20 protein-coding genes, 2 tRNA genes and 1 rRNA gene are annotated in these 24,119 nt (G+C 66.4%); 15 read left to right on the forward strand and 8 right to left on the reverse strand.

Annotated elements, in window-relative coordinates; genetic code table 11:
• Positions 1-942 precede the first annotated feature (942 nt).
• Positions 943-1,206, reverse strand: coding sequence for a hypothetical protein (locus CPCC7001_RS15870; RefSeq protein ID WP_225867304.1), 264 nt, complete (start codon positions 1,204-1,206; stop codon positions 943-945).
• Between CPCC7001_RS15870 and CPCC7001_RS16080 the strand changes: the two genes are divergently transcribed.
• On the forward strand, positions 1,126-1,350 hold the full coding sequence (locus CPCC7001_RS16080; protein ID WP_071778325.1) for a reprolysin-like metallopeptidase: 225 nt from the start codon (positions 1,126-1,128) through the stop codon (positions 1,348-1,350). The two genes, CPCC7001_RS15870 and CPCC7001_RS16080, sit on opposite strands and share 81 nt — an antisense overlap.
• A gap of 2,521 nt (positions 1,351-3,871) precedes the next feature.
• Complete coding sequence (locus CPCC7001_RS13725) at positions 3,872-4,897, forward strand: AI-2E family transporter (RefSeq protein ID WP_006911466.1); 1,026 nt, start codon at positions 3,872-3,874, stop codon at positions 4,895-4,897.
• Positions 4,898-5,251: 354 nt separating this feature from the next.
• Here the strand turns inward: CPCC7001_RS13725 and CPCC7001_RS13730 are convergent, their stop codons facing one another.
• Positions 5,252-5,983 (reverse strand): pseudouridine synthase, encoded by a 732-nt coding sequence (locus CPCC7001_RS13730; protein WP_006910764.1) that lies wholly within the window; start codon positions 5,981-5,983, stop codon positions 5,252-5,254.
• Between the two features lie 190 nt (positions 5,984-6,173).
• Between CPCC7001_RS13730 and infA the strand changes: the two genes are divergently transcribed.
• Positions 6,174-6,443, forward strand: a complete 270-nt coding sequence (infA, locus tag CPCC7001_RS13735) for a translation initiation factor IF-1 (protein WP_006911497.1) — start codon at positions 6,174-6,176, stop codon at positions 6,441-6,443.
• Positions 6,444-6,479: 36 nt separating this feature from the next.
• On the opposite strand, the gene trxB is transcribed toward infA, so the two are convergent.
• The 3 genes from trxB to CPCC7001_RS13750 form a co-directional block, all read right to left on the reverse strand.
• The gene (gene trxB / locus CPCC7001_RS13740; protein ID WP_050757155.1) at positions 6,480-7,895 is read right to left on the reverse strand and encodes a thioredoxin-disulfide reductase; all 1,416 of its coding nucleotides are present in this window, start codon (positions 7,893-7,895) and stop codon (positions 6,480-6,482) included.
• Positions 7,896-7,985: 90 nt separating this feature from the next.
• Positions 7,986-8,222: a hypothetical protein gene (locus tag CPCC7001_RS13745; protein WP_043370211.1), complete on the reverse strand. Its 237-nt coding sequence runs from the start codon at positions 8,220-8,222 to the stop codon at positions 7,986-7,988.
• A 192-nt stretch (positions 8,223-8,414) separates the two neighbouring features.
• Positions 8,415-9,941: a DEAD/DEAH box helicase gene (locus tag CPCC7001_RS13750; RefSeq protein WP_006911281.1), complete on the reverse strand. Its 1,527-nt coding sequence runs from the start codon at positions 9,939-9,941 to the stop codon at positions 8,415-8,417.
• A gap of 179 nt (positions 9,942-10,120) precedes the next feature.
• Here CPCC7001_RS13750 and CPCC7001_RS13755 point away from each other — a divergent pair, with 179 nt between their 5' ends.
• The 5 genes from CPCC7001_RS13755 to CPCC7001_RS13775 all read left to right on the forward strand — a co-directional run bounded on the left by CPCC7001_RS13755 (position 10,121) and on the right by CPCC7001_RS13775 (position 14,530).
• Positions 10,121-10,300 (forward strand): hypothetical protein, encoded by a 180-nt coding sequence (locus CPCC7001_RS13755; protein WP_006911297.1) that lies wholly within the window; start codon positions 10,121-10,123, stop codon positions 10,298-10,300.
• 112 nt (positions 10,301-10,412) lie between these two features.
• Positions 10,413-11,648, forward strand: coding sequence for an NAD(P) transhydrogenase subunit alpha (locus CPCC7001_RS13760; protein WP_050757156.1), 1,236 nt, complete (start codon positions 10,413-10,415; stop codon positions 11,646-11,648).
• A complete protein-coding gene (locus tag CPCC7001_RS13765; protein ID WP_006909833.1) occupies positions 11,645-11,932 on the forward strand; it encodes an NAD(P) transhydrogenase subunit alpha in 288 nt (95 codons plus the stop codon). Before CPCC7001_RS13760 ends, CPCC7001_RS13765 begins: the two co-directional genes overlap by 4 nt.
• 78 nt (positions 11,933-12,010) lie before the next feature.
• Positions 12,011-13,438: an NAD(P)(+) transhydrogenase (Re/Si-specific) subunit beta gene (locus CPCC7001_RS13770; RefSeq protein WP_006911243.1), complete on the forward strand. Its 1,428-nt coding sequence runs from the start codon at positions 12,011-12,013 to the stop codon at positions 13,436-13,438.
• 6 nt (positions 13,439-13,444) lie between these two features.
• The gene (locus tag CPCC7001_RS13775; RefSeq protein WP_006910701.1) at positions 13,445-14,530 is read left to right on the forward strand and encodes a YheT family hydrolase; all 1,086 of its coding nucleotides are present in this window, start codon (positions 13,445-13,447) and stop codon (positions 14,528-14,530) included.
• On the opposite strand, the gene CPCC7001_RS13780 is transcribed toward CPCC7001_RS13775, so the two are convergent.
• Together CPCC7001_RS13780 and CPCC7001_RS13785 are read right to left on the reverse strand one after the other, a co-directional pair.
• Positions 14,521-14,916, reverse strand: a complete 396-nt coding sequence (locus CPCC7001_RS13780; protein ID WP_043369177.1) for a ferredoxin — start codon at positions 14,914-14,916, stop codon at positions 14,521-14,523. The two genes, CPCC7001_RS13775 and CPCC7001_RS13780, sit on opposite strands and share 10 nt — an antisense overlap.
• 3 nt (positions 14,917-14,919) lie before the next feature.
• On the reverse strand, positions 14,920-16,170 hold the full coding sequence (locus tag CPCC7001_RS13785; RefSeq protein WP_006909794.1) for a 1-deoxy-D-xylulose-5-phosphate reductoisomerase: 1,251 nt from the start codon (positions 16,168-16,170) through the stop codon (positions 14,920-14,922).
• 50 nt (positions 16,171-16,220) lie between these two features.
• Here CPCC7001_RS13785 and CPCC7001_RS13790 point away from each other — a divergent pair, with 50 nt between their 5' ends.
• The 4 genes from CPCC7001_RS13790 to CPCC7001_RS13805 are packed head-to-tail and all read left to right on the forward strand — an operon-like array spanning position 16,221 to position 19,472.
• Positions 16,221-17,144, forward strand: coding sequence for a DUF368 domain-containing protein (locus CPCC7001_RS13790; protein ID WP_071778326.1), 924 nt, complete (start codon positions 16,221-16,223; stop codon positions 17,142-17,144).
• A 4-nt stretch (positions 17,145-17,148) separates the two neighbouring features.
• Positions 17,149-17,826 carry an RluA family pseudouridine synthase gene (locus CPCC7001_RS13795; RefSeq protein ID WP_225867258.1) on the forward strand — a complete coding sequence of 226 codons (678 nt, stop codon included), beginning with the start codon at positions 17,149-17,151 and terminating at the stop codon, positions 17,824-17,826.
• Positions 17,827-17,833: 7 nt separating this feature from the next.
• The gene (locus tag CPCC7001_RS13800; RefSeq protein WP_006911462.1) at positions 17,834-19,204 is read left to right on the forward strand and encodes a sodium-dependent transporter; all 1,371 of its coding nucleotides are present in this window, start codon (positions 17,834-17,836) and stop codon (positions 19,202-19,204) included.
• Positions 19,205-19,235: 31 nt separating this feature from the next.
• Positions 19,236-19,472 (forward strand): hypothetical protein, encoded by a 237-nt coding sequence (locus tag CPCC7001_RS13805; RefSeq protein WP_006909868.1) that lies wholly within the window; start codon positions 19,236-19,238, stop codon positions 19,470-19,472.
• Positions 19,473-19,489: 17 nt separating this feature from the next.
• On the opposite strand, the gene cysS is transcribed toward CPCC7001_RS13805, so the two are convergent.
• A complete protein-coding gene (gene cysS, locus CPCC7001_RS13810; RefSeq protein WP_006909852.1) occupies positions 19,490-21,007 on the reverse strand; it encodes a cysteine--tRNA ligase in 1,518 nt (505 codons plus the stop codon).
• Between the two features lie 792 nt (positions 21,008-21,799).
• Between cysS and CPCC7001_RS13815 the strand changes: the two genes are divergently transcribed.
• From CPCC7001_RS13815 to CPCC7001_RS13825, 3 genes are all read left to right on the forward strand, one after another.
• Positions 21,800-23,285 (forward strand): 16S ribosomal RNA (locus CPCC7001_RS13815).
• A gap of 268 nt (positions 23,286-23,553) precedes the next feature.
• Positions 23,554-23,627: transfer RNA gene (locus CPCC7001_RS13820), tRNA-Ile, on the forward strand.
• Positions 23,628-23,662: 35 nt separating this feature from the next.
• Positions 23,663-23,735, forward strand: a tRNA-Ala gene (locus CPCC7001_RS13825).
• The last annotated feature ends 384 nt before the right edge of the window (positions 23,736-24,119 follow it).

The raw sequence follows: 24,119 nt of genomic DNA on the forward strand, positions 1-24,119 counted from the left end.
TGCAGTCGTTACCCCATCCACAGCACATCATCAAGAATGGAAGGGGAGCAGGCTCTCGCGAAGGGCGAAACGGGCATGTACCCCGTGCCTCGCGACAAGGCTCTTCCAGCACCAGATCCAGAGGTTGGCCTCAGGTTCCGAGGAGCGCCTGCCTCAGGCCTGCCCGGCGACCAACTCACCACGTGCGACTGAGGAACTGATGAGCAACTGAGTGTGGGCAATGGGCACCCGGTATGGGGGGAACGAGAGGAGACGTTCTGAGGGATGGGCGGTTAGAAGTTTTTGGTAAAAGTTGGCGTCGTGCACAATGATGCACATGGACAATAGAAAAGACAGATGATCATCAATCCAAACTGCCGTAGGTCGGTGGACTTGGTGAATTCGTAGGCGACACCATCATGAGGATAGAGGAGAGGGTAGTGGACAGGCTTCACTGGAGCTCATTCCGGCTCTGGATCCGAATCGCATGAACGTGCCTGATGGCTGATCTGAGGTGGTCTGGTTTGGTGGTCGAGGCCCATCGTTGAAGGCTGCTCAGAAACACCAGATCACCTCACTCGCCGCTCGGAAGTAATCGGCATAGCTTTGATATTGATACCGTTCTAATGCTGGCATGGCTGCACTTGTTGAATCCAAGCAAGACGCACATAGCTCAGTGCCGTCAATACCGCAGAACTGCTCTACACATGCGACCGCGAAACGACCCCAGTCTCTTTAGAATGTCTTCATGTATTTCAGTAGTAGATACTACAGTATTCGCCAGGGTGTGCGGCCAAGCGGCCGTAGTATCACGGCGTACAAATAATCACCTTAATCACCGTGCCAATCCCTATTGATGGGCTTGCGGATCCTGCTTGGGCGGCTGAACTTCGAAGGGCTTCTGGCAACGATGGAGTTGTAAGCTACTGGATCAACAAATCTGGCGCTGGAGAAAAGCAAGGCCTAAAGGTCTCCAAAAGTGAAATCAGTTACATCGCAAAGGTCTTCGATAAGCTTGATGGCCTGACAGGCCTCACTTTTGTTAGAAATGGAAAGCGCACAAGAGACTCTGATATCAACATCAATTCGCTTAGTGGGGGACTTGGAAAGGGTTTTACGGGGGATGCAGAGCTTTAATTTGGCAGGGTGAAAATTCGCTGGAAGGGCGAGCGTGGTAAGCGCCTCACACTTGGAGAGGCTGATACGATTGCCCATGAAATCGGGCATGCCCTAGGCCTTAATCACCCTTATGGCAACGGCGATAATCCTCTCTACAACAAGCGCGACACGATAATGTCCTATAGGGGCAGGCAAACCGCCACCTTTACAGCATCTGACATCGCAGCCCTTCAGTCGCTCTGGGGGGCTTAGGTGTTGTGTCTCACCAGGTTGGCCAGCAGAACAGCTCAACCAGCCGCTGCTGTTCAGGAAGCGACGTCGGCCTGAGGTCGTTGTAAGCGCCAGCCAAAGGCCCGAGTGCGTCCTGAGACGGTGATCTGATCAATGGGTAGCGAGGCAGCCTGTGCTTTTGCTCCTCCGAGGTCTTGAAAGCCATGGCATCGGCCCACTCATGGCAGAGCGTCTGGATGTTCTGCCCCAGCAGGTCGGTCAGGTACAGCGGGGATGAGGTCGCTACGGGTTGAGGTGCGACCCACCATCACCGACCTCACGCCTCCATGCATGGCCACCCCAATGCCCGCCTGACGCAGCGGGGCCGCCCCAGAGGAGGGTTCGTACTGGAAACCTGTCGCGTGTCCACACCCCGCCTGAACTGCTGTGACAACACCAAAAGCGACGTGGTCACTGGTGACCGAAGCCACACACTCCTTCAATAGGTGATTCTTACTAAACCTGTTGGCTTTTCAGGCAGACTCTGAATCAACCTGCTAGGTTGAGAGCAAGGAGGCGGGAGAGTGTAGAGTGCAATATATTTTGTATATTTTGTTTAATGTATCCTACTTGCAATGAGCTCAAGCACTTCACTGAGGGGTCATCATGACACATTCATTTGCCGAAATTATTCTTGGGTATGGTTTTGCCATCGCCCTGTTTGCAGGCCTGCCAGCAGTTCTGTTCCTAACGGTCTTCCTGCCTGGCCTGATGCGGACAACGGGTGAAACCATTGGCGCCTCCGAGGAGGGGGGTCTCCAGAAGCCCAAGCCCGTCTCCAGGCGATTGCCGCTTCAGCGCTCTGGCTCTAGGCCGCTGAGCATGGCTTAAAGGTGTCCGCAACTGGGTGTTCTCTCGGGTACAGCAGAGCGTTCACGCGCCTGAGGCACCCCAGTTCTTCTCTGCTGTTCTTCGCCAAGATCAGTGATCCGTGCTATTGCCTATCGGTAATCCGACTTCAAGAACTGGCCAAGCTATCGATCAGGCCATGTAAATTCAGACGTATCCGCGGAGAGGGCCACATGGCTACCAGGACTGTTCAACCCAGCACCAAACATTCTTCCAATTCGAGTTTACAAGAGCTGCATGAGCTCCAAAACCTGATCTTGCGGAACGAGGATTTTGCCATTGTCATGCGGAGGTCAGGATCCACTGAGGAAGCGGCACGGCTCGCTGCCGACCATGGAATCAACGTGACACCCCAGTCTTTATGGCGAAACAGGGGTAAGAATGGCCTGCCCACGTGGAGGGCTTGAGGGTTCCCAATTTCCGAGTTTCCGTTCCATGTACTGGAACCACCGGCTGAGACCTATAGGTCAGGATGCCCCAGCGCCTGGATGCTCTCGAGTCGACTCCTTGTAGATTGATTCACCAGCCATACAGCCGCCAAGAACACCCCAAGCATTCTCCCCTGCCCGATGGCAATACCTCTTTGAGGCGGGGGAGACTTTTCATGGATTGTTGTGGTGGTGGTTCCAGTGGCGGTGGTTCCAACAGGCCCAATCCGCTGAAGCCTATAGCCGATCCGTTCCCAACCCGGGTCTGAGGCGTTGAGAATCACCTTCCACAAGTCATTCGTCCACGTCCTGAGCTCAAGTGGGGTACGGAGAGGCGTCGTAAGGAGAAACTGCCTCAAGGCAGATGTCTTTCGTGAGCCCCCATCTGTCATCCGGAGATACTCACGGGCATCCTTCAGAGTCTTTTCTGTTGTGGGCATGTGGGTCTCCAGGCTTCAGTCACTGCATGGGGCTGGGAGCTGTGTTCAGCGTGCTTGACATGACCCCCTTGATCGGTCCAGGCCTGATGAGAGCCCCCCGACCCGCCAGACTTGGCCAGGAGAAGCCCCATGCAACGCGGAACAGGGCTGTCTACCGCCGGCTCGTCCTGCCAGGGCGTTGCGGATGTGGGCACCAGCAGGGGATGGCGGCCAGCCTCGCCCAACCCTCAGGGCAGCACTAACCGCAACAGGCGGTTGCCCTCCGGATTCAGCAGCGAGGCACCCAGGGGTAGGGCCGCGGTGATCCAGGCGTTGAGCCCGCCACCGGGCCTCCTCCCATCCGCCTGGCCGTGCAGACACAGCCCAGGCGACCCCTGCTTGCGGGGCTGCGGCTCAACGCCAAGCAGAGCGCCATGGAACCGTGCCAGAGGGACGGGTTATTCAGCGGCGAGCACGACGAACCTGTGATCGACGGGACCACGACCTTGGGTATCCAGACTCAGCAGCAGAGGGTTGCACGGCGGCCCAGCGGCCGGATGGTGCTGACGAAAGGGACTGGGCAGAGGTGTAACCCTTGCCCAGCAGTGGCAAGTGCCCTTCCCATCTGCCTGATCAGAGCCACAGGGACCTCATGCGCTCGCTCACCCAGGGACGGTGCTGTGATGGCTGGGGCTGCTGTGTTCTTGGCTTTTTCCAAGTTTGGGGCCTCTTTGGTCTTGAATCGGTGAATCGTGGCTCAGTGCAGGATCATGGCTGCCACGAGCTTCCCTGTAGCCGACCATTTCCATGAACGACTTGAATGCTCCGGCCTGGAGGCGGTTGAGCCACTCGGCACTGCTGCGCTTTCTGTTGCTGCTTGCCTGTGGCTGGGGTGTGGTGAAACTGATCGACTACTTCCAAGCGGTGCTCACCTTGTTCATCGCAGCGGCGATGCTGGCAGTGCTGCTGGACTTCCCGGTACGTCGGTTGGTGCGTCTGGGTTGCGCGAGAAGCCTGGCAATCCTGCTCACCGTGCTGGGGACCCTCGGCGTGGTAGGCCTGTTTGTACAGGTGCTTGGCTCCCAGCTGATCAATCAGGGCAGCACCTTGCTCAACGATCTGGTTCTGGCCTTTCAGCGGCCGGATCTTCCCTTTCACAGTTTTCTCAAGACGATTGAGCCCCCCCAGCTGATTGAGCTTCTACGTGCCAGTCTCGGCACGAGCCTCGGGGTGGTTGGTGGGGCCTTTACCAGCGTCTTCGGCAGCGTTTTTCTGGTTGTGATCGTGGTCTACATGCTCATTGACAATGGAGCCACCTGGAGACAGCTCTTGCGTCTATTGCCCATTGACGTGCGGGATCGCTTTGATCGGAGTGTTCAGAAGAACGTGCTCGGTTTTCTGCGTGGGCAGGTCACGCTGATGATCTTTCTATGTCTTGCAAGTCTCCTGGTATTCGCTGTGCTTGGTGTTAAATTCTCCTTGCTGCTGGCAATTGTTGTGGGTGTACTGGATGCCATCCCAGGCATCGGTGCCACCCTCGGCGTGATCGTAGCGGCCACCGTGGTATTCCTGACCCAGGGGCAGTGGCTGGCCTTGCAGGTGGTGATCGCCTCGGTTGTTCTTCAGCAGATCCAGGACAATCTCATCCATCCGCGGGTGATGGGAAGGGTCCTTGAGATCCAGCCGGTCGTTCTGTTCTTTGCGCTGTTCGTGGGTGAGCGTCTAGCGGGTCTGCTTGGAGTGTTTCTGGCCATCCCCGTGGCTGGCATGCTTCTGGGCTGGAGTAGGGGTGGAGAGGAGGAAGGCTCTCCAGTGACGACGCCATCGCCATAGCCTCTTCAGCTGCCAGCATTCCTTGCCTTCCACAGATGGATCAGACCTCAGATGGACCAAACCTCCGCGAAGCCCACTGACTGGCAGGATTCGCCTTCCACGACATCGGGGGAACCCCACAGCCTTGCGTAGTCGCCACTCTGTGCCGGTCTGCGGTATGGGCCTGGTTGCGCCGCCATTGCCCCCAGTTGTCACCTCTAATTGTTGCCCCGCCCTAGCCACAATCCCAGTCAACGCACTGAAGCTGCGCTCTTACCGTCTTCCCACCCCAACGATTCCTACGGGCAGCTGCAGAGGGTGCGTGACCGCAGGGATGGGCTGGGCTGAGTCGATCGGTTGGCTTGCCAGGCCGCCCTATCCGCCCCCGCCGGCCTGGCCCGATTTTCCGCCGCCGGCCCGGCCGCCCCGGCCAGGCGAGCGCCGGCAAGGCCCAGCCTCCGCTTCGACACTGCGCTGAAGCAACCTCGCCAGTCGGTGTTCCTCGCGATGGCTCACCCTGCGCCAATCGCCTGGCTTCAGACCGCTCAGGCTGAGCGGTGCTTCGCCATCCATCAGGTCGATGGCCACCCGGATCAGCCGCAGGGTGGGCAGCCCCACCCTGGCGGTCATGCGCCGCACCTGGCGGTTGCGGCCCTCCTGCAGCTGCAGTTCCAGCCAACTGACCGGGATGGTGGCCCGCTGCCGGATCGGTGGGTCCCGCTCAGGCAGCTTAGGATCGCTCAGGCAACGCACCAGGGCCGGACGTGTGAGCCTCCCCTGGATGACCACCCCCTGGCGGAGCTGCTGCAGGGCCTCCGGCCGCTGGCCTGCCTCCCCTTCCACCTGCACCCAGTAGGTGCGCCAGTGACCGAAGGCCGGATCGGTGAGCCGCTGCTGCAGCCGGCCATTGGCCGTGAGCAGCAGCAGACCCTCGCTGTCGGCGTCGAGGCGGCCCGCCGCATAGACCCCCGGCACGGCAATGAAATCGGCCAGGCAGCGCCAGCGGCTGCCCGGTTCGGGGGTGAACTGGCTCAGCACCCCGTAGGGCTTGTGGAACAGCAGGGTGGTGGGACGTGAGGCGGGCAGTTCCTCAGGACCGGCGGGCATTCCACAGGTTGACCACGCCGATCGAGATCAGCAGCAGGCCCAGATTCAGACTGAGTGGGGGGAGGACCATGCGGCGATCAGCGCGGTTGACGTCGCGCAGACCCTAGGCCTGTGCAGGCAGCGGCCGGGCCTGGCGGCGGGCGGCGCCTAAGCTGGGACTTGCTGTTCCATGGATTGAGCGCCTCGCCGCATGATTGAGACCTCCGGTGTGATCGAGAAAGAACAGGGCAACGGGTTCTACCTGGTGACCCTGGAGCAGCCGGCTGGTCACCAGTGCCTGTGCCGTGCGGCCGGCAAGCTCACCAAGTTCCGCATCAAGCTCCTCGCCGGCGACAAGGTGCTGGTGGAGATCAGCCCCTACGACCTCACCCGCGGCCGCATCACCTACCGGGAGCGCAATGCCGGAGCCACCGGCCCGCGGGCGGGCGGCAACCGCCCCGGGGGGCCCCGGCGCCGCTGAGCCAGCCGGGTTGCACCGGGCGGGCTCCCGCTGGGCTCAGGCGGGAACGGCCAGCAGCGCTTCGATGGCCGCCTTGAACTCGCTGCGCTGCTTCACCCCCTTGAACTGCTGCTTCAGTTCCTTGCGGAAGAACAGCTGCACCGTGGGCGTTCCCGTGACCCCCGCCTGAACCGCGATCTCCTGGTCGGCTTCGATGTCGATCTCCACGCCCTGGGCGCCGCCGCCCAGCTCATCCAGCACCCGCTTCAGCTGGGGCTTGAGCACATGGCAGGGGCCGCAGGTGGGTGAGGTGTAGACCACCAGCAGAGGCCTGTCGCTGTCGTGGTAGAGCTTGCGCAGGGCGTAGCCGCCCTTCTGCCAGAGGGCGTGCGGGTCGTAGTTGGCCTCGTCGCTTTCGGCGGTGCGTTTGGGTTCACCCACCTCCTGGGGATCCACCGCCTCGCGCTTCACCTCCACCGCGAGGTTGTGATGGCTGAGCCAGCGCTCGGCCGCCAGGGCCGCCTGACAGCCGCTGCCGGCCGCGGTGATGCCCTGGCGCCACTCGGCATCGGCCACATCGCCGGCGGCGAACACGCCCTCCACGCTGGTTTCGGGCCGGCCCGGTCGGGTGACCAGGTAGCCGTGGGCATCCACCTCAAGCTGATCCCGCACCAGGCGGGTGTTGGGGGTGTGGCCGATGGCGTAGAAGAGGCCCTTCACGGCGAGCTCCTCGGTGGCGCCGCTGATGGCGTCACGCAGGGTGATCGCCTCGAGCCAGTCCGTGCCGCTGCAGTCCACCACCTGGCGGTGCCAGTGAACGGTGATGGAAGGGTTGGCCAGCACCCGGTCAGCCATGGCCTTGCTGGCCCGCAGCCTGTCGGAGCGCACGATCAGGTGCACGTGATCCCCGTATTTGGTGAGGTACACCGCCTCCTCGCAGGCGGAGTCACCGCCGCCGACCACGGCCACCGCCTGATCGCGGAACTGGGGCGTGGCGCCATCGCAGATGGCGCAGGCGCTGATGCCGCTGCTCCAGAACCGCTCCTCCTGCGGCAGGCCCAGCCGGTTGGCGCTGGCGCCGGTGGCCAGGATCAGGCTCTGGGCCAGGTAGGTGGTTCCGTCGGCCGTGATCCGGAAGGGCCGCTGGGACAGGTCGATCGCCGTTGCGTCGGCGAGCACGAGCGTGGTGCCCCAGCGCTCGGCCTGGGCCTTCATCCGGTCCATCAGATCGGGCCCCAGGATGCCGTCGGGGAACCCCGGGTAGTTCTCCACGTGGGTGGTGGTCATCAGCTGACCACCGGGGATGCCGCCATCCTGAAAGCCCGTGATCATCAGCGGGTTGAGGTTGGCGCGGGCGGCGTAGATGGCGGCGGTGTAGCCGGCCGGGCCCGAGCCCACGATCACCAGGTTTTCGACGTCGGGTCTGGGGGCGGCGCCAGGGGCGGCTGCAGCGCCGGAACGCGCGTCGGACACGGCTTAAGCGGATTGACTATGAGTTAACCCTAGGCGATCGGGGCTTGCCGCTGGGGCATCAGGAGGACGCCCGAGGCCTTAAGCTTTTGTTCAGATTTCAAGAATGCCGTCGATCTCGGGGTTGGCGCCCTTGGTCAGGTCCGCTGGCACCATCAGCATCCCCAGTTCCAGGAGCTGGGGGTGATCCTCCACTCCCAGCAGCCACTCCCGGAATTCCTCGGTGAGGGCGTAGCTCTCCTCGTACTGCTCGAGGGCATCGAGGGTGGCCCGGCGGGCCAGGGCCCAGCTCACGGCAACGGTGAGTCGGCGATTCAGTGGGGCTTCCATGATCCCGATCCACTCCATATGTGGCACCACGTTGGCGGGCCGTCGTCCCGACTGGCGTAGTGGTTGACACAACGTCTCAATCCCCATCGCCGATGCGGCCGCATTTCGCAAGGGGATGTGTTGAAAACGTACCGATTCTCTCTCCAGCGCCCACGCCCCCATCCAGGCCGCACGGGGCCCTCTGAGCTCTGCTCAGGCCGGGCGCTGCAGGAATCCCGGCAGCTGGGGGCCGCGCAGGCGGATCACGGCACCGGCCTCCTCGTCGATCGCCTCCAGGGGCTGGAGGCTGCCAGGAGTGCCGCCGTGGCCGGGCGCATCGGTGATCAAGGGGCGGCCGCGCAGCAGGTAGGGCTCGCTGAGCGACCAGCTGCGGGCGTAGGCGATCAGCAGCGGATCGGCGGGGGCGAACACGTAGGAGGGATGCCGGGGAATCGCCTCCAGGGAGGCACGGCTGGCGTCCATGCGCACGGCCCGGGTGATCGCCTGCACGAAGCGGCTGCGGGTGACCACGGTGGTGAGGTAGGCCACCACCCGCAGCCGCGGAGCATCGAAGCCCTCCGCGCACATGTCGATGCTCACCAGCCAGTCGGCATCGCCGTCCTGGAAGGCGCGCAGGTGCTCGGAGGCGTCGGGATCCTGGGAGTGCACCAGATGCACCCGGTCGCCCTGCTCCACCAGCAGATCCCTCACCTGGCCGGCGTGGTTGATGTCACGGGCGATCACCAGGCCGCCCGCCTCCGGATGCTCGCGGCGGACCCGCTCCAGGCGGGAGCGGGCGCTGAGCAGCATGCGCAGGGCGATGCTGCTGGAATCGCCCAGCCGGATCGCGCGCCGCAGGTTCCGGGCCCGCCAGCTTTCGCGGCTTTCGGCCGAGAGGGGCGAGGTCTCCGTGTCGCTGTGCTGCAGCCCCTCCGGGTCGGCTGGCCGCCCATGCTCCACCCAGCCGTCCTGAAAGCGGAACTCCAGAGGGCGCACGTCCCCGGCGGCGATCAGCTGGCGCGGCTCCACGCTCAGGTCCGGCGTGATCCGCTCCACCACCTCATCGCCCTGGCGCAGGCGCTCGCGCCGGGCCGCGCAGAACGCCAGGTTGTCGGCTCGGAACGGTGTGCCCGTGAGTCCCAGCCTCAGGGCTGCCGTCTCCGTGAGACGTCCGAACGCATGGCCCCAGGCGGCCGCCTCCGGCTCCTCCGGGTCGATGCCCAGATGGTGCACCTCATCGGCGATCGCCAGCCAGCGGCTGCCGCTGTCCGGATGGCCCGGGGCGCCGTCGGTGGCGAGCCAGGGGTCGTTCCAGGCGGCCTCCAGCCGCTGCCGGTGCCGGGCCGCGGACTGGTAACTGAGCACCAGGCCCTGGCAGGTGGGCCCGGCGCTCAGGGGATTCAGGTCGAGTTCCGGATCCCAGCGCTCCAGCTGCAGGCCAAGGCGACGCGCGGCCGCCTGCCACTGCTGTGCGATCGAGGCGCGGTGGCAGAACACCAGGAACCGATCCAGGCGGCCCTCCTGATGCAGGCGCTGGAAACCGAGCAGGGCGCCGAGGGTCTTGCCGGCGCCGGGGCCGGCATGGATCAGCACGTCCTGGCCCCCGGGCCGCTCCTGCACCAGCCGCGCCCGCATCAGCTGCACCAGCCGGCTCTGCCACTGGCGTGGCTGGAGGCCACGGGGGGCCGAGCCGGCCTGCGGGGGGCGGCCTTGGACCAGGTCGAACGACAGGTTGGCCATAGCCCTCCGTGCGCTGGCCATTGTCCCGGGTGCTGTCCAGCCCGGCAGCAACCCGCACCAGGCCAAGCCGGGCCTGCGAGCACGCAACGGAGCAGGCAACAGGAATAGGTGTTCTCGCTGATGGGCCGTTCCCCGGCTCTGCCTAGGTTCCGGGCACCTGCTCCTCCACCCCATCGGTCATGCCCTCCCCTCCCGAGACCCGCCGCCCCTGGGCGTCGTGGCAGCGCCGCCATCTGGAACTCTGCTGGCGGCGTGACTGCGACATCGACCCGCTCATCCTGCGGGCGCGGCTGCTGCACCGGTGCCAGGCCCGCGCCCTGGCGATCAGCATCGAGCAGGAGCTGCTGCCGATCTTCTGACGCCGCTGCTCTGATGCAGCTCTTCAGATCAGCCCCGTGCCGGCCCGGTCTGCGTGGTCAAGCCCGCACATTCGTGGCGGAGTCGTTGCCGGTTGCGGCCACCCGCTTCCTAATGGAAGCAGGACCATGCGAAGCAACGGTGTCCCCATCTCCCCCCCAGCTCCTGATTCCCCGGGAATACCGGCCCGGCGAGGCGCGGGTGGCCGCCACGCCCGAAACCGTCCAGAGACTCACGGCCAAGGGCCTGCGCCTGGCGGTCGAGGCCGGCGCCGGTGAGCCCTCGGGCTTTCAGGACCGGGCCTACGCCGAAGCCGGAGCCGAACTGCTCTCCCCCGAAACCCCCTCCTGGGAGAAGGTAGATGGGGTGCTCTGCGTCCAGCCTCCCGCCCAGGAACGGCTGGAGCAGCTGCGCCCCGGTGCCCTGCTGGTGGGTCTGCTGGCCCCCTACGGCGCCGATGCGCTGGTGGGAGCCCTGAACCGGCGCCAGGTGTCGGCCATGGCCCTGGAGCTGCTGCCCCGCACCAGCCGGGCCCAGACCATGGACGTGCTCTCCTCCCAGGCCAACATCGCCGGCTACAAGGCGGTGCTGCTGGCGGCGGCGGCCCTGGACCGCTACGTGCCGATGTTGATGACGGCCGCCGGCACGATCCAGCCGGCCCGCACCCTGATCCTGGGCGCCGGCGTGGCCGGCCTGCAGGCCCTGGCCACCGCCCGCCGCCTGGGTTCCGTGGTGTACGTCAGTGATGTGCGCCCCGCCGCCCGCGAGCAGGTGGAATCCCTGGGGGGCCGCTTCGTGGCTCCTCCGGAGCTGGGCGACACCCCGGCTGAGGTGGGTGGCTATGCCCAGGCCGCCACGGAGGCCTTCCTGGCGGCCCAGCGCCAGCAGCTCGAGGAGCAGCTGGCCCAGGCCGACATGGTGATCTGCACAGCCCAGGTGCCGGGACGGCCGGCGCCGCGGTTGATCAGCGAGGCGATGCTGGACCGGCTGCGGCCGGGCTCGGTGGTCGTGGACCTGGCCGTGGGGCAGGGCGGCAACTGCGCCTGCACCGTTGCCGGCCAGACGGTGCTGCGCAACGGCGTGCAGCTGATCGGGGCCGACGCCCTGCCCAGCAGCGTGCCGAACCACGCCAGTGCCCTCTACGCCCGCAACGTGGCCGCGCTGCTGGAGCACCTGCTCACCCTGCCGTCCGCGGAAGCGGAGGTGGAGGCTGGGCTTCAGGGCTTCAGCCTGAACCGGGAGGATCCGATCGTGGCCGGCTGCCTGATCACCCACGCCGGGCGCTGCTGGCGCCCGGATGTGGTGGGCGTGGCCGCCGAGGAGCCCCAGCTGGTGGGGGCGGGCGCATGAGCAGCCTCTCCGAATCGCTCTGGGTGCTGCTGCTCGGCAGCCTGCTGGGCCTCGAACTGATCGGCAAGGTGCCTCCCACCCTGCACACGCCGCTGATGAGCGGTGCCAACGCCATCAGCGGCATCACCGTGCTGGCCTCCCTCACCCTGATCGCCCAGGCGGGCGAGAGTCCGGTGCTGTTGCTGCTGGGATCCCTGTCGCTCGGCTTCGCCCTGTTCAACGTGGTGGGGGGCTTCCTGGTGACCGACCGGATGCTGGCCATGTTCGCCCGCAAGCCGCGCTGAGCCGGCCAGGCCGTTCCCGTTCCGCTCGCTCGTTCTTCCTCTCTCTTCCTTCTTCGCCTCTTCCCGCAACCGATCACGATGGACACATTGGCTGCCGCATTTCCCGTGGCCATCGACCTGGGGGCGGTGCTGCTGCTCGCCCTGGGCATCAAGGGCCTCTCCAAGGTGCGCTCCGCCCGCTCCGCCAACGGCCTGGCGGCCCTGGCCATGGGCCTGGCGGTGGCGGGGTTGCTGATCCAGCTGCGTCCGGCGCCGATCGCCTGGGCCGGCATCGCCCTCGGCGCCGCCGCCGGTGGCCTGGCGGGCCTGATCACGGCCCGGCGTGTGCCGATGACGGCCATGCCCGAGATGGTGGCCCTGTTCAACGGCTGCGGCGGCCTGGCCTCCCTGCTGGTGGCGGTGGGCGTGGCCCTGTTCCAGGCCGACGCCTCCGACCTGGTCGCCCAGGTGTCGATCGCGATCTCGGTGGTGGTGGGTGCCATCACCTTCAGCGGCTCGATCGTGGCCATGGCCAAGCTGCAGGGTTGGCTGGACACGCCCTCCTGGACCCAGAGCAGCCTGCGCCACGGCGTGAATCTCACCCTGGCGGCCGTGGCCCTGGGGGCGGCCGTGCTGCTGCCCAGCCACAGCGGCGGTGCGGTGCTGGCCGTGCTGGTGGCCAGCGCCCTGCTGCTGGGGGTGGGGGTGACCCTGCCGATCGGCGGCGCCGACATGCCGGTGGTGATCTCCCTGCTGAACAGCTATTCCGGCGTGGCGGCGGCGGCGGCCGGCTTCGTGGTGGGCAGCCAGCTGCTGATCGTGGCCGGCGCCATGGTGGGCGCGGCGGGCCTGATCCTCACCCAGGTGATGTGCACGGCCATGAACCGCTCGCTGGTGAGCGTGCTGTTCGGCGGCGCGCTCGGCGCTGCGGCCAAGGTGGGCGGCGGCGGCGGCGAAGCCGGCTACACCCACATCACCAGCTGCAGCCCCGAAGAGTGCGCCCTGGCCCTGGAGAACGCCGAGCGGGTGGTGTTCGTGCCCGGCTACGGCCTGGCCGTGGCCCAGGCCCAGCACGCCCTGCGGGAACTCGCCAAGGTGCTGGAAGCCAACGGCACCGAGGTGAGCTACGCCATCCACCCGGTGGCGGGCCGCATGCCGGGCCACATGAACGTGCTGCTGGCCGAGGCCGACGTGCCCTACGAGCAGCTCCAGGAGATGGACGCGATCAACCCAGAATTCCCCCGCACCGATGTTGCGATCGTGCTGGGCGCCAACGACGTGGTGAACCCCGATGCCAAGACCGACCCCGCCAGCCCCCTCTACGGCATGCCGGTGCTGGAGGTGGATCAGGCCCGCCAGGTGTTCGTGGTGAAGCGCAGCCTCGGCGCCGGCTACGCCGGCATCGCCAATGCGCTGTTCGAGCTGCCCCAGACCGCCATGGTGTTCGGCGACGCCAAGGCGGTGCTCAATGGCCTGCTCTCGGAACTGCGGGAGCTGGGGGTCGGGCGTCAGAAGGTGGCGTCCTGAGCCCGGGTGGCCCACCCCCTCGGGGCCGGCCCGCTGCTGGCCTCCCTTGACCTGGAGCCCTTCCAGCCCCGTTTCCCCTGGCTGGGTGCCGATCTCCAGACCCTGCGCGACAGCCTGCGCCCGCTGGCGCTGGGGCCCGATCGCGGCATCCCTCACCTGTTCGATCTGGAGGCGGGCGAGCGGCTCATGGCCAGCCTGGATCCGCCCAGGCCTGCGGGCTCCAGCCAGGAGGCGCCGCCCCGGGCCTGGGTGCTGGTGCTGCACGGTCTGGGGGGGAGCAGCCGCCGCGGCGGGGTGCGCCGCCTGGGGCAGCTGCTGCAGCAGGCCGGCTTTGCCGTCCTGCGCCTGAACCTGCGTGGCGCCGGACCTGGCCGCCCCCTGGCCCGCGGCACCTATGCCGCCTGCTGCAACCGTGACCTCCTGCCGGTGCTGCGGCAGGCCGCTGCCCTGGCGGCTCCGGCGCCGCTGCTGGCCGTGGGCCTGTCGCTGGGGGGCACCGTGCTGCTCAATGCCGCCCTGGCGGAGCCGACCCTGCTGGCGGGCCTGGTGTGTGTGAGTAGCCCTCTGGATCTGGCCGTCAGTTCGGCCCAGATCGAGCGGCCCCGCAACCGTCTCTACCAGCGCTGGCTGCTGCAACGGCTGATGGCCGAGACCCTGCACGACCCCTTCGGCCTGGATCCGCACGAGCGACGCGATCTTGAGGGCGGCAACGCGCCCGGGAGCATCCGCGCCTTCGACGCCGCCATCACGGCACCCCGCTGGGGCTACGCCGATGTGGAGCACTACTACCGGCAGGCTTCACCGCTGTCCGCCCTCCGCACCAGGCTCCAGGAGGGGGAAGGGCTGCCGCCCACCCTGCTGGTGCATGCCCTGGATGATCCCTGGGTGCCCGCAGGTCCCACATTGGAGCTGGCCGCCGCCGTCGCCTCGGGGGGCCGCTCCCCTGGTCCAGGCCCGCTCGAGGTGGTGCTCACCCGGCAGGGCGGCCACAACGGTTTCCATGGCCGACGCGACGGGACCAGGGGCTCCTGGGCCGATCGCCTCGGCACGGCCTGGCTGGATCGCCTGACCCAGCGGCTGGTTCAGGGCTGAGCGTGCCGCGCCTGGGGAGAGCCGTCGCGCCAAAACGGCTGCCTTCGCGCGATCCAATCTTCCACCGGCTCCCCGCCCACCACGTGCTCCCGCACGATCCGCTCGATCCGCTCAGGCGTCACGCCGCCGTAGACGATTCCCTCGGGCCACACCAGCAGCACCGGCCCCTCGGCGCAGATGCGCAGGCAGTCGGCCTTGGTGCGCAGCACGATGCCTCCCTCGCGGCCCGGATCCTCGAGGCCCAGCTCCCGCACCAACCGCTTGAGGGTGTCCCAGCTGGCGGCACCCACGGCGGGATCGGGGCAGCAGAGCGGCTTGGTGGGGGTGGCGCAGAGGAGCAGGTGATGGGCCACGGGCTGCCCAGCGGTGGCCGGAGTCCCGGGCATGGCTCAGGCCGGCAGGGTGGCGGGCAGGCGGGCCTCCAGCGCAGCGGCCGCCTCGTGGGTCGCCCGGCGTGCCCAGCCGTCCACCGCCAGCACATCCTCCAGGGAAGGACTGTCCATCCGGTCCTCCCGGTGGCGGTCGCACACCTGTTCGATCAGCTTCGGGATGTCGAGGAAGTGGAGCCGTTCCTCGAGGAAGAGCGCCACGGCCTCCTCGTTGGCCGCATTCATCACCGCGGGCATGGTGCCGCCGGCGCGGCCCGCGGCGTAGGCCAGCTCCATGCAGGGGTATCGTGCCGGGTCGGGCTTGCGGAAGGTGAGCGAACCCACGTCGGTGAGATCCAGGCGACGCCAGGGGGTGGGCAGGCGACCGGGCCAGCTCAGGCAGTAGAGGATCGGCAGCTTCATGTCGGGCCAGCCCAGCTGGGCCAGCACCGAGGAATCGGCCAGCTCCACCATCGAGTGGATGATGCTCTGGGGGTGGATCACGATCTCGATGGCGTCGTAATCCAGGCCGAACAGGTAGTGGGCCTCGATCACCTCCAGGCCCTTGTTCATCAGCGAGGCCGAATCCACCGTGATCTTGCGGCCCATGCTCCAGTTCGGATGGCTGGTGGCATCGGCCACGGTGGCCTTGGGCAGATCAGCCGGGTCCCAGTCGCGGAAGGCGCCGCCGGACGCGGTGAGCTGGATGCGGCGCAGGCCCGGCGTGGGCACACCGGTGCTCAGCCGCGCCGTGTCGGCCCAGGGAGTGCCCTGCAGGCACTGGAAGATGGCGGAGTGCTCGGAGTCGGCCGGCAGCAGCCGGGAGCCGGATTTCGCCAGTTCGGGCAGCACCACCGGTCCGGCGGCGATGAGCGTTTCCTTGTTGGCGAGGGCCAGATCCTTGCCGGCGCGGATCGCGGCGAGGGTGGGCAGCAGGCCGGCGCAGCCCACGATCCCGGTCACCACCAGGTCGGCCGTGGGCCAGGCGGCCGCGGCGCAGAGGCCCTCGGGTCCGCCCAGCAGTTCCGGCAGCCTGGCGGGCTGCAGCGACGGATCGAGGGCCTCCAGGCGCTCCCGCAGCTGGGGCACCTTGTCGGCGTCGGCCAGGGCCACCACCTCGGGAGCGTGACGCAGGATCTGCTCCAGCAGCAGGTCGAGGTTGTTGCCGGCCGTGAGGGCCACCACCCGGAAGCGGTCGGGGAATTCGCAGGCCAGCTCGAGGGTCTGGGTGCCGATCGAACCGGTGGAACCGAGCACGCTGATGGCTTTCACGGCGGGGCTCCCTAAGGTTGCGGCGCTCCAAGTGTCCCACCGGTTCGCCCATGGCCACCGCGCCGTCAGTGCCCTACGTGATTGGTTGCGGTCTGGCGATGGGGGCCGCCGATGTGGTGCCCGGCGTGTCGGGGGGCAGCATGGCCTTCATCCTGGGGATCTACGGCCGGTTGCTGGAGGCAATCGCCGGCTTCGATCTGGAGCTGCTTGCCCTGCTGCGCCGGGGCGCCTGGCGCCAGGCGGCTTCGCGGGTGCAGCTGGGCTTCCTGGTGCCCCTGCTGGTGGGGATCGGCGCCTCGGTGCTGCTCCTGGTGCGGCCGATCACCTGGCTGTACGAGCACCATCCGGTGCTGCTGTTCGCCTACTTCTTCGGGCTGATCGTGGGCTCGATCGTGCTGATCGCCCGCCATGCCCACTGGGGCGCCAGCGGCCTGGTGGCCATGGCCCTGGGGGTGATCGGCGCTCTGCTGCTGGTCACGCGGGTGCCGGTGACCATGCCCCACGACCCCTTCACCATTTTCTGGAGTGGCGGGGTGGCGATCATGGCGATGATCCTGCCGGGGATCTCCGGCTCGTTCCTGCTGCTGGTGCTGGGCCAGTACCAGCACGTGATGGAGGCGGTGAAGGGGCTCGATCTGGCCACCCTGGTGCCGTTTGCCCTGGGCTGCATCAGCGGTCTGCTGCTGTTCGTGCGGCTGCTGCGCTGGTTGCTGCACCGCTGGCACGGCCAGACGGTGGCCCTGCTGGTGGGCTTCATGGTGGGATCGCTCTGGAAGATCTGGCCGTTCCGCACCGTGCTGGAAACCACCATCAACGCCAAGGGGAAGCTGGTGGTGCTGCGTGATGCCCTGGCCGCGCCCGCCAGCCCCTCGGCCCTCGCCGCCGCCCTGTTGCTGATGGGCATCGGCGTGGCCCTGGTGGTGGGGCTCGAAGCCCTGCAGGCCCGGGTGGGTGTGGAGGAGATGGGCGGCTGAGCGGGTGAGGGCGGCAGCCACGCCGGTTGGACCGCCCGACGCGCGGTGGGGCCTGGAGCTGGTGCATGCCGATGCCTGGCTGCTCGCGGTGCACAAGCCCTCCGGACTGCTCAGTCAGCCTGGCCTCGGCCCCGCCCTGCGGGACTCGGCCCTCAGCCGACTGCAGCAGCGCTGGCCCACGGCCCGGCTGGCGCACCGGCTCGATCGCGACACCTCGGGGCTGCTCCTGCTGGCGCTCGATGCCGCCAGCCATCGCCACCTGAGCCTCCAGTTCCAGCGCGGCCTGGTGCGCAAGGCCTACGTGGCCGAGGTGCACGGTCAGCTGGCCAGGCGCCGCGGATGCATCGACGCGCCCCTCGCCCGCGTCAGCACCCGTCCGCCCCGCTACGGCGTGGTGCCCGGGGGCAAGCCGAGCCTCACCCTCTGGCGCCGGCTGGCCCTGGGCCCGGCATCGACGCGCCTGCTGCTGCTTCCCCGCACCGGGCGCTCCCATCAGCTGCGGGCGCACCTGGCTGCCATCGGCCACCCGATCCTGGGCGACCCGCTCTATGGCCCGGCCGATGCCGCCGCAGACCCCGGGTCGGGGCGGCTGCGCCTCCATGCCCTCGGCCTGCGGTTCCACCATCCCCACAGCGGTGCTCCGCTGCGCTTGCGGTGTGCCGGACACTGGGGCGATCCCTGAACACGCCATGCCCAGCTTCCGCAGCGCGACTGGCCAGCCCGGTCGGGGCCACCCGCCCGAACACTGGGGCTCCTCCCTGGGCTTCGTGCTGGCCGCCGCAGGCAGTGCCGTGGGCCTCGGAAACCTCTGGGGCTTCGCCTATCGGGCCTCCCAGGGGGGCGGCGGCGCCTTCGTGCTGCTCTACCTGCTGATCGTGCTGGTGGTGTGCCTGCCGGTGCTGGTGGCCGAGATGGTGCTGGGCCGCAGCACCGGCCATGCCCCCCTGCTGGCGCCGATCACGGCGGGGGGCCGCCGCTGGGCACCGCTGGGCTGGCTCTACATGGCTGCGGCTGTGGGAATCCTGGCCTACTACGCCGTGCTGATGGGCTGGACCGGCCGCTCCCTGCTGCATGCCCTCACCGCCGGTCTGCCCGCCGACATGGCGGCGGCCGAGGCCTATTTCGCCGCCATCAGCAGCGGCGGTGATGCGGTGGTGGCCCATCTGCTCAGCCTGGCCCTCACCGGGGTGGTGGTGGCGGCCGGAATCCGTGGCGGCATCGAGCGCCTCAGCCGCTGGGGCATGCCCCTGCTGTTCCTGCTGCTGCTGGGCCTGCTGGTGTGGGCGCTCACCCTGCCCGGTGCGGCCGAGGGCTACCGCACCTTCCTGCTGCGCTGGGATCCGGCCAAGCTCACCGATCCCACCACGATCCGCAACGCCTTCACCCAGGCCTTCTTCTCGATCGGCACCGGCATCGGCGCGATCCTGGCCTACGCGGCCTATCTCGATCGCCGCAGCCCGATCCCCCGCGAGGCGGCCTGCGTGGTGGGGATGGACACCGCCGTGGGTCTGATGGCGGGCTGCGTCACCTTTCCGGTGGTGGCCAGCTTCGGGCTGGGGGATGTGGTGAGCGGCAGCACCGTGGGCACCCTGTTCATCGCCCTGCCCACGGGCCTGGCCTCACTGGGGGCCAGCGGGCGGGTAGTGGCGGTGCTGTTCTTCTGCCTGGCCTACATCGCGGCCATCACCTCCTCGGTCTCGCTGCTGGAGGTGCCCACCAGTTCGCTGATCGACCGGCTCGGCCTGAGCCGTCGGTTCACGGTGTGGCTGCTGGTGGTGCTGATCGCCCTGCTGGGCCTGCCCTCCGCCCTCGATGTGGCCGTGCTGGAAAAGATGGATGCGGTGTTCGGTGGCGTGGTGCTGATCAGCGGCGGTCTGGCCATGGCCCTGCTGCTGGGTTGGGGGGCACCGTCGCGCTTCCTGGCCGATCTGCACCAGGGCGGCAGTCCTCCGGCGCTGGTGCTGCCGCTGCTCTGGGCCCTGCGCTGGGTGTCGCCGCCGGCGATCACGGCCGGCCTGGTGGTGTCGGTGGTGGATCTGGTGCGCAGCTGGAGCGGCTGAGGCTTAACTGGCTGCAGTCGGGAGCCCCCGGATGGCGCCACTGCCCGCGTGGCTGCAACGCTGGAATTTCATCGAGCGGGCCAAGCTGGAGCGGCAGCTCTGGGACGCCTTCGAGCGTCGCGAGAACATCGAGGCGCTGGTGGAGGGCTGCCGCCAGGCTGTGCAGAGCGGGGACGGCAGTCAGGCGTTCCGGCTCCAGGTGTGGCAGACCACCCTGCAGCGCATCCGCCGCATCGAGCGGCTGATGGCCGATCAGCCCAGGCCCTGATCGGTGCCGCAGCGTGATCAGCGCCGCAGCCAGTCGGTCACACCGCCGGGCCGGTCGATCAGCTCGATGCCTTCGGCCAGCAGTTCGGCCCGGATCCGGTCGGCCTCGGTGAAGTCGCGGGCGGCCTTGGCGGCACGGCGCGCCTCGATCCGCGCCGCGATCCGCTCCTCGGTGGCCCCCCCCTCACCGGTGCCCTTGGCCGTCTGGGGTGGAGCCGAGGGCTCGTGCCGCAGGCCGAGCACGGCCGCCAGCTCCTGCAGCAGGCGGCTGCGGGAGGCGATCTCAGGCTGGCCGGCTTCCACGGCCGCGGCAGGATCCCCCCGCTCCAGCCGGTGGGCCAGCCCCCGCAGGGGCCTGGCCAGCTCAAACAGCACCGCCAGGGCCGCCGCCGTGTTGAGGTCGTCGTCCATGGCGGCGATGAAGCGGCGCTGGAGCGCGGCCAGCTCCTCTCTGAGGCTGGCCGGATCGGTGGCGATGGGAACCGCCGTGATCGCCTCGGGTTCCGTTGCCTTCTCTTGACCCGCCGAGCCGTCCTCGCCGCCATTCAGACCGAGTGCCGCGTTGAGGCCGCTCCAGCCCGCGGCTGCCGCGTCCAGGGCCTCGGCCGTGAAGTCCAGGGGCTTGCGGTAATGGGCCTGCAGGGTGAAGAGCCGCAGCGTCATCGGACTGATGCCCGAATCCAGCAGGCCGCGGATGGTGGTGAAGTTGCCGAGCGACTTGCTCATCTTCTCCCCGCCCACGTTGACCATGCCGTTGTGCAGCCAGTAGCGGGCCAGCTCCCGGCCCGTGGCCGCTTCCGACTGGGCGATCTCGTTCTCGTGATGGGGAAAGATCAGATCGGCCCCACCCAGGTGGATGTCGATCGTGTCGCCCAGTTCCTCGCGCACCATGGCGGAGCACTCGATGTGCCAGCCGGGCCGGCCGGGGCCCCAGGGGGAGGGGAAGCTGGGCTCACCGGGCTTGGCGCCCTTCCAGAGGGCGAAGTCGAAGGGGTGCTGCTTGCGGGCCTCCTCGGCGTCGGCCACCCGCCCGGCGGCGTTGTTCTGCTGTTCGCTCAGTTCCCGGCCGGAGAGCTTGCCGTAGCCGGCGTGGCGCATCACGGCGAAATACACGTCGCCATCGGCGGAGTAGGCGGCCCCCCTGGCCTCCAGCTCCTGGATCAGGGCCCGGATCGCCTCGAGGCTGCGGGTGGCCCGCGGCATCCGGTCGGGCGGCAGGATGTTGAGGCGGGCCATGTCGGCCTCGAAGGCCTGGATGTTGCGGGCGCTCACCGCCTCCATCGAGCTGCCTTCCTCGGCGGCACGGCGCAGGATCTTGTCGTCGATGTCGGTGTAGTTCTGCACGAAGGTCACCGCGTAGCCACGCCAGAGCAGGTAGCGGCGCAGCACGTCCCAGGCGATGTAGCTGCGGGCGTGGCCCAGGTGGCACAGGTCGTAGACCGTCACGCCGCAGCAGTAGATGCTCACGGTGCCCGGCTGCAGCGGTTCGAAGGCTTCGGTGCGGCGGGTGAGGGTGTTGGTGAGCCGCAGGGTCACAGCGGGGGAGGGCAGGCAGGACAGGGTTCGGATCGTGGCACAGGCCAGCCACTGAGCAGGTTGTGACCCGGTCCGAGCCACAGCTCCGGCCCCCGGCAACCACCTCGACGCACGGTACCTCCCCTAGGTGCTAAGGTTTTGGACTGCGCCCCTGAAGGGGGTTAGCAGGGCTTACGGAGGGAGCGAAGGCCGCGAGGCTGTGAGCTGCCGGTGATGTAAGTTTTCTGGGTCGCCTGAGAAGGCGGCGTCCACCGAGAGCTCCGGGTAACTGGGGTGGAGGTGGAGGAACCTGGACAACCGAAACGTTTAGGAACTGACGCTTCCACTGCGTCATGGGTTCTTGAGGGTCTGGAGAGCGTGCGTGCTGCCTGAGAGGGCGGTGTGGGTGCTGGAGAGATCTGAGGGGATGGATGACGAACGAGCAGTGGGGGTGTGAGGTCCCGTCAAAAGAACACAGCGACTGGCGCTGACAGGCGAGTGGACGAGAGCTTTATCACGGAGCGCTTGTGCATGGAAAGAGTCTGTTGGAGCCGGAAGCGAACCGGATCTGAGATCTGGGAAAGTCACGGGACGCCAGAGGATGAGGACGGGACTTGAGGATGAGAATTTTTCAGGTTGCGTGTTGATCGGCTGGTGGGTCGTGCACTCTTTGAAACCATTGTGAAGACAATGGGGCCACGACTGAAGCGGTGTTGCGATGCTTATTGGAGTGTGGCAGCGCTGAGTTTGGGAGTGAGCAAGCCGAGTTGAGGGCCAGCGGAAGGAATTTTGCTGGTTCGAGAGGACCGGACTACAACGGAGAGTTTGATCCTGGCTCAGGATGAACGCTGGCGGCGTGCTTAACACATGCAAGTCGAACGCACCTTCGGGTGAGTGGCGGACGGGTGAGTAACGCGTGAGAATCTGCCCCAAGGAGGGGGATAACGGCTGGAAACGGCCGCTAATACCCCATATGCCGAGAGGTGAAACGAGTATTCGCCTTGGGATGAGCTCGCGTCTGATTAGCTAGTTGGTGGGGTAAGAGCCTACCAAGGCATCGATCAGTAGCTGGTCTGAGAGGATGATCAGCCACACTGGGACTGAGACACGGCCCAGACTCCTACGGGAGGCAGCAGTGGGGAATTTTCCGCAATGGGCGAAAGCCTGACGGAGCAACGCCGCGTGAGGGATGAAGGCCTCTGGGCTGTAAACCTCTTTTCTCAAGGAAGAAGATCTGACGGTACTTGAGGAATAAGCCACGGCTAATTCCGTGCCAGCAGCCGCGGTAATACGGGAGTGGCAAGCGTTATCCGGAATTATTGGGCGTAAAGCGTCCGCAGGCGGCCTTGAAAGTCTGTTGTTAAAGCGTGGAGCTTAACTCCATTTCAGCAATGGAAACTAGAAGGCTAGAGTGTGGTAGGGGCAGAGGGAATTCCCGGTGTAGCGGTGAAATGCGTAGATATCGGGAAGAACACCAGTGGCGAAGGCGCTCTGCTGGGCCATAACTGACGCTCATGGACGAAAGCCAGGGGAGCGAAAGGGATTAGATACCCCTGTAGTCCTGGCCGTAAACGATGAACACTAGGTGTCGGGGGAATCGACCCCCTCGGTGTCGTAGCCAACGCGTTAAGTGTTCCGCCTGGGGAGTACGCACGCAAGTGTGAAACTCAAAGGAATTGACGGGGGCCCGCACAAGCGGTGGAGTATGTGGTTTAATTCGATGCAACGCGAAGAACCTTACCAGGGTTTGACATCCTGCGAATCCCTTGGAAACTTGGGAGTGCCTTCGGGAGCGCAGAGACAGGTGGTGCATGGCTGTCGTCAGCTCGTGTCGTGAGATGTTGGGTTAAGTCCCGCAACGAGCGCAACCCACGTCTTTAGTTGCCAGCATTGAGTTGGGCACTCTAGAGAGACCGCCGGTGATAAACCGGAGGAAGGTGTGGATGACGTCAAGTCATCATGCCCCTTACATCCTGGGCTACACACGTACTACAATGCTACGGACAAAGGGCAGCAAACTCGCGAGAGCTAGCAAATCCCATAAACCGTGGCTCAGTTCAGATCGTAGGCTGCAACTCGCCTACGTGAAGGAGGAATCGCTAGTAATCGCAGGTCAGCATACTGCGGTGAATACGTTCCCGGGCCTTGTACACACCGCCCGTCACACCATGGAAGTTGGCCACGCCCGAAGTCGTTACTCCAACCCTTGTGGAGGAGGACGCCGAAGGTGGGGCTGATGACTGGGGTGAAGTCGTAACAAGGTAGCCGTACCGGAAGGTGCGGCTGGATCACCTCCTAACAGGGAGACACAACTGATCGTGATGTCTGAGCATTTTTGATCTCAGGCCACGGTCCTGTCATCTCGAAGGTCGATCGGTACCTCAAGGAGAGGCACGGCAAGCTGGAGCCAGAGCTGAGCAGCCCAATCCGCAAGGATGGGGCTGAGCGGGGATGGAACCAGGGAGGCTGTGCGATCTTTTTCAGTTCCTAAACGTTGTCTAGGTCACCCCACGAGCTCCCGAGCTGTGGATCCCGCAAGGGAGAAGCGAGGAGGGAGATCACTTCCTGGGCCATTAGCTCAGGTGGTTAGAGCGCACCCCTGATAAGGGTGAGGTCCCTGGTTCAAGTCCAGGATGGCCCATTCGCCGCCTGCTAAGCAGGCAGGACTTGCTAGCTGGGGGTTTAGCTCAGTTGGTAGAGCGCCTGCTTTGCAAGCAGGATGTCAGCGGTTCGAGTCCGCTAACCTCCACTGACGCAGGGCGTGATGGCGAGCGAGGAGCAGCCCGGTTGGGTTGCTGTGAGCTTGAGATCAGCGCCAAGGACCCCGATCGCCAGGAAGCGAGAGGAGGGAGGGTGACCAAGAGACGGTGAGGTGTCGCGACGTCGTGAGGACGACGCGGGACGGCTGAGGAATCTAGCCTCCGCTCATTCCTGATTCCAGCAAGGGATCACGGCTGAGCTGATGCTGGATTCACCTGGTCAACGGACGTGAGCAACGGACGTGGATCGGGAGGAGCCAGCAGAACCTTGACAACTGCATAGGTGAGTCTGGAAAGAAAGCATCTCATGGAGGCTTGATTTCCGGCGTTGGAGGCCTTGGTGTTACGCCAAAGTCAAGAGCGTCTGGGAATCA

It is taken from the genome of Cyanobium sp. PCC 7001 (assembly GCF_000155635.1).
Classification (GTDB): Bacteria; Cyanobacteriota; Cyanobacteriia; order PCC-6307; family Cyanobiaceae; genus NIES-981.

Coding starts and splice junctions, on each gene's coding strand:
- CPCC7001_RS13790 (WP_071778326.1), top strand. CDS start 16,221: ATGGCCACCGCGCCGTCAGTGCCCTACGTGATTGGTTGCGGTCTGGCG.
- CPCC7001_RS13760 (WP_050757156.1), top strand. CDS start 10,413: ATGGAAGCAGGACCATGCGAAGCAACGGTGTCCCCATCTCCCCCCCAG.
- infA (WP_006911497.1), top strand. CDS start 6,174: ATGATTGAGACCTCCGGTGTGATCGAGAAAGAACAGGGCAACGGGTTC.
- CPCC7001_RS13765 (WP_006909833.1), top strand. CDS start 11,645: ATGAGCAGCCTCTCCGAATCGCTCTGGGTGCTGCTGCTCGGCAGCCTG.
- CPCC7001_RS13770 (WP_006911243.1), top strand. CDS start 12,011: ATGGACACATTGGCTGCCGCATTTCCCGTGGCCATCGACCTGGGGGCG.
- CPCC7001_RS13805 (WP_006909868.1), top strand. CDS start 19,236: ATGGCGCCACTGCCCGCGTGGCTGCAACGCTGGAATTTCATCGAGCGG.
- CPCC7001_RS13780 (WP_043369177.1), bottom strand. CDS start 14,916: ATGCCCGGGACTCCGGCCACCGCTGGGCAGCCCGTGGCCCATCACCTG.
- CPCC7001_RS13755 (WP_006911297.1), top strand. CDS start 10,121: ATGCCCTCCCCTCCCGAGACCCGCCGCCCCTGGGCGTCGTGGCAGCGC.
- CPCC7001_RS13800 (WP_006911462.1), top strand. CDS start 17,834: ATGCCCAGCTTCCGCAGCGCGACTGGCCAGCCCGGTCGGGGCCACCCG.
- CPCC7001_RS13730 (WP_006910764.1), bottom strand. CDS start 5,983: ATGCCCGCCGGTCCTGAGGAACTGCCCGCCTCACGTCCCACCACCCTG.
- CPCC7001_RS13750 (WP_006911281.1), bottom strand. CDS start 9,941: ATGGCCAACCTGTCGTTCGACCTGGTCCAAGGCCGCCCCCCGCAGGCC.
- CPCC7001_RS13725 (WP_006911466.1), top strand. CDS start 3,872: ATGAACGACTTGAATGCTCCGGCCTGGAGGCGGTTGAGCCACTCGGCA.
- CPCC7001_RS15870 (WP_225867304.1), bottom strand. CDS start 1,206: ATGCCCGATTTCATGGGCAATCGTATCAGCCTCTCCAAGTGTGAGGCG.
- CPCC7001_RS13745 (WP_043370211.1), bottom strand. CDS start 8,222: ATGGAAGCCCCACTGAATCGCCGACTCACCGTTGCCGTGAGCTGGGCC.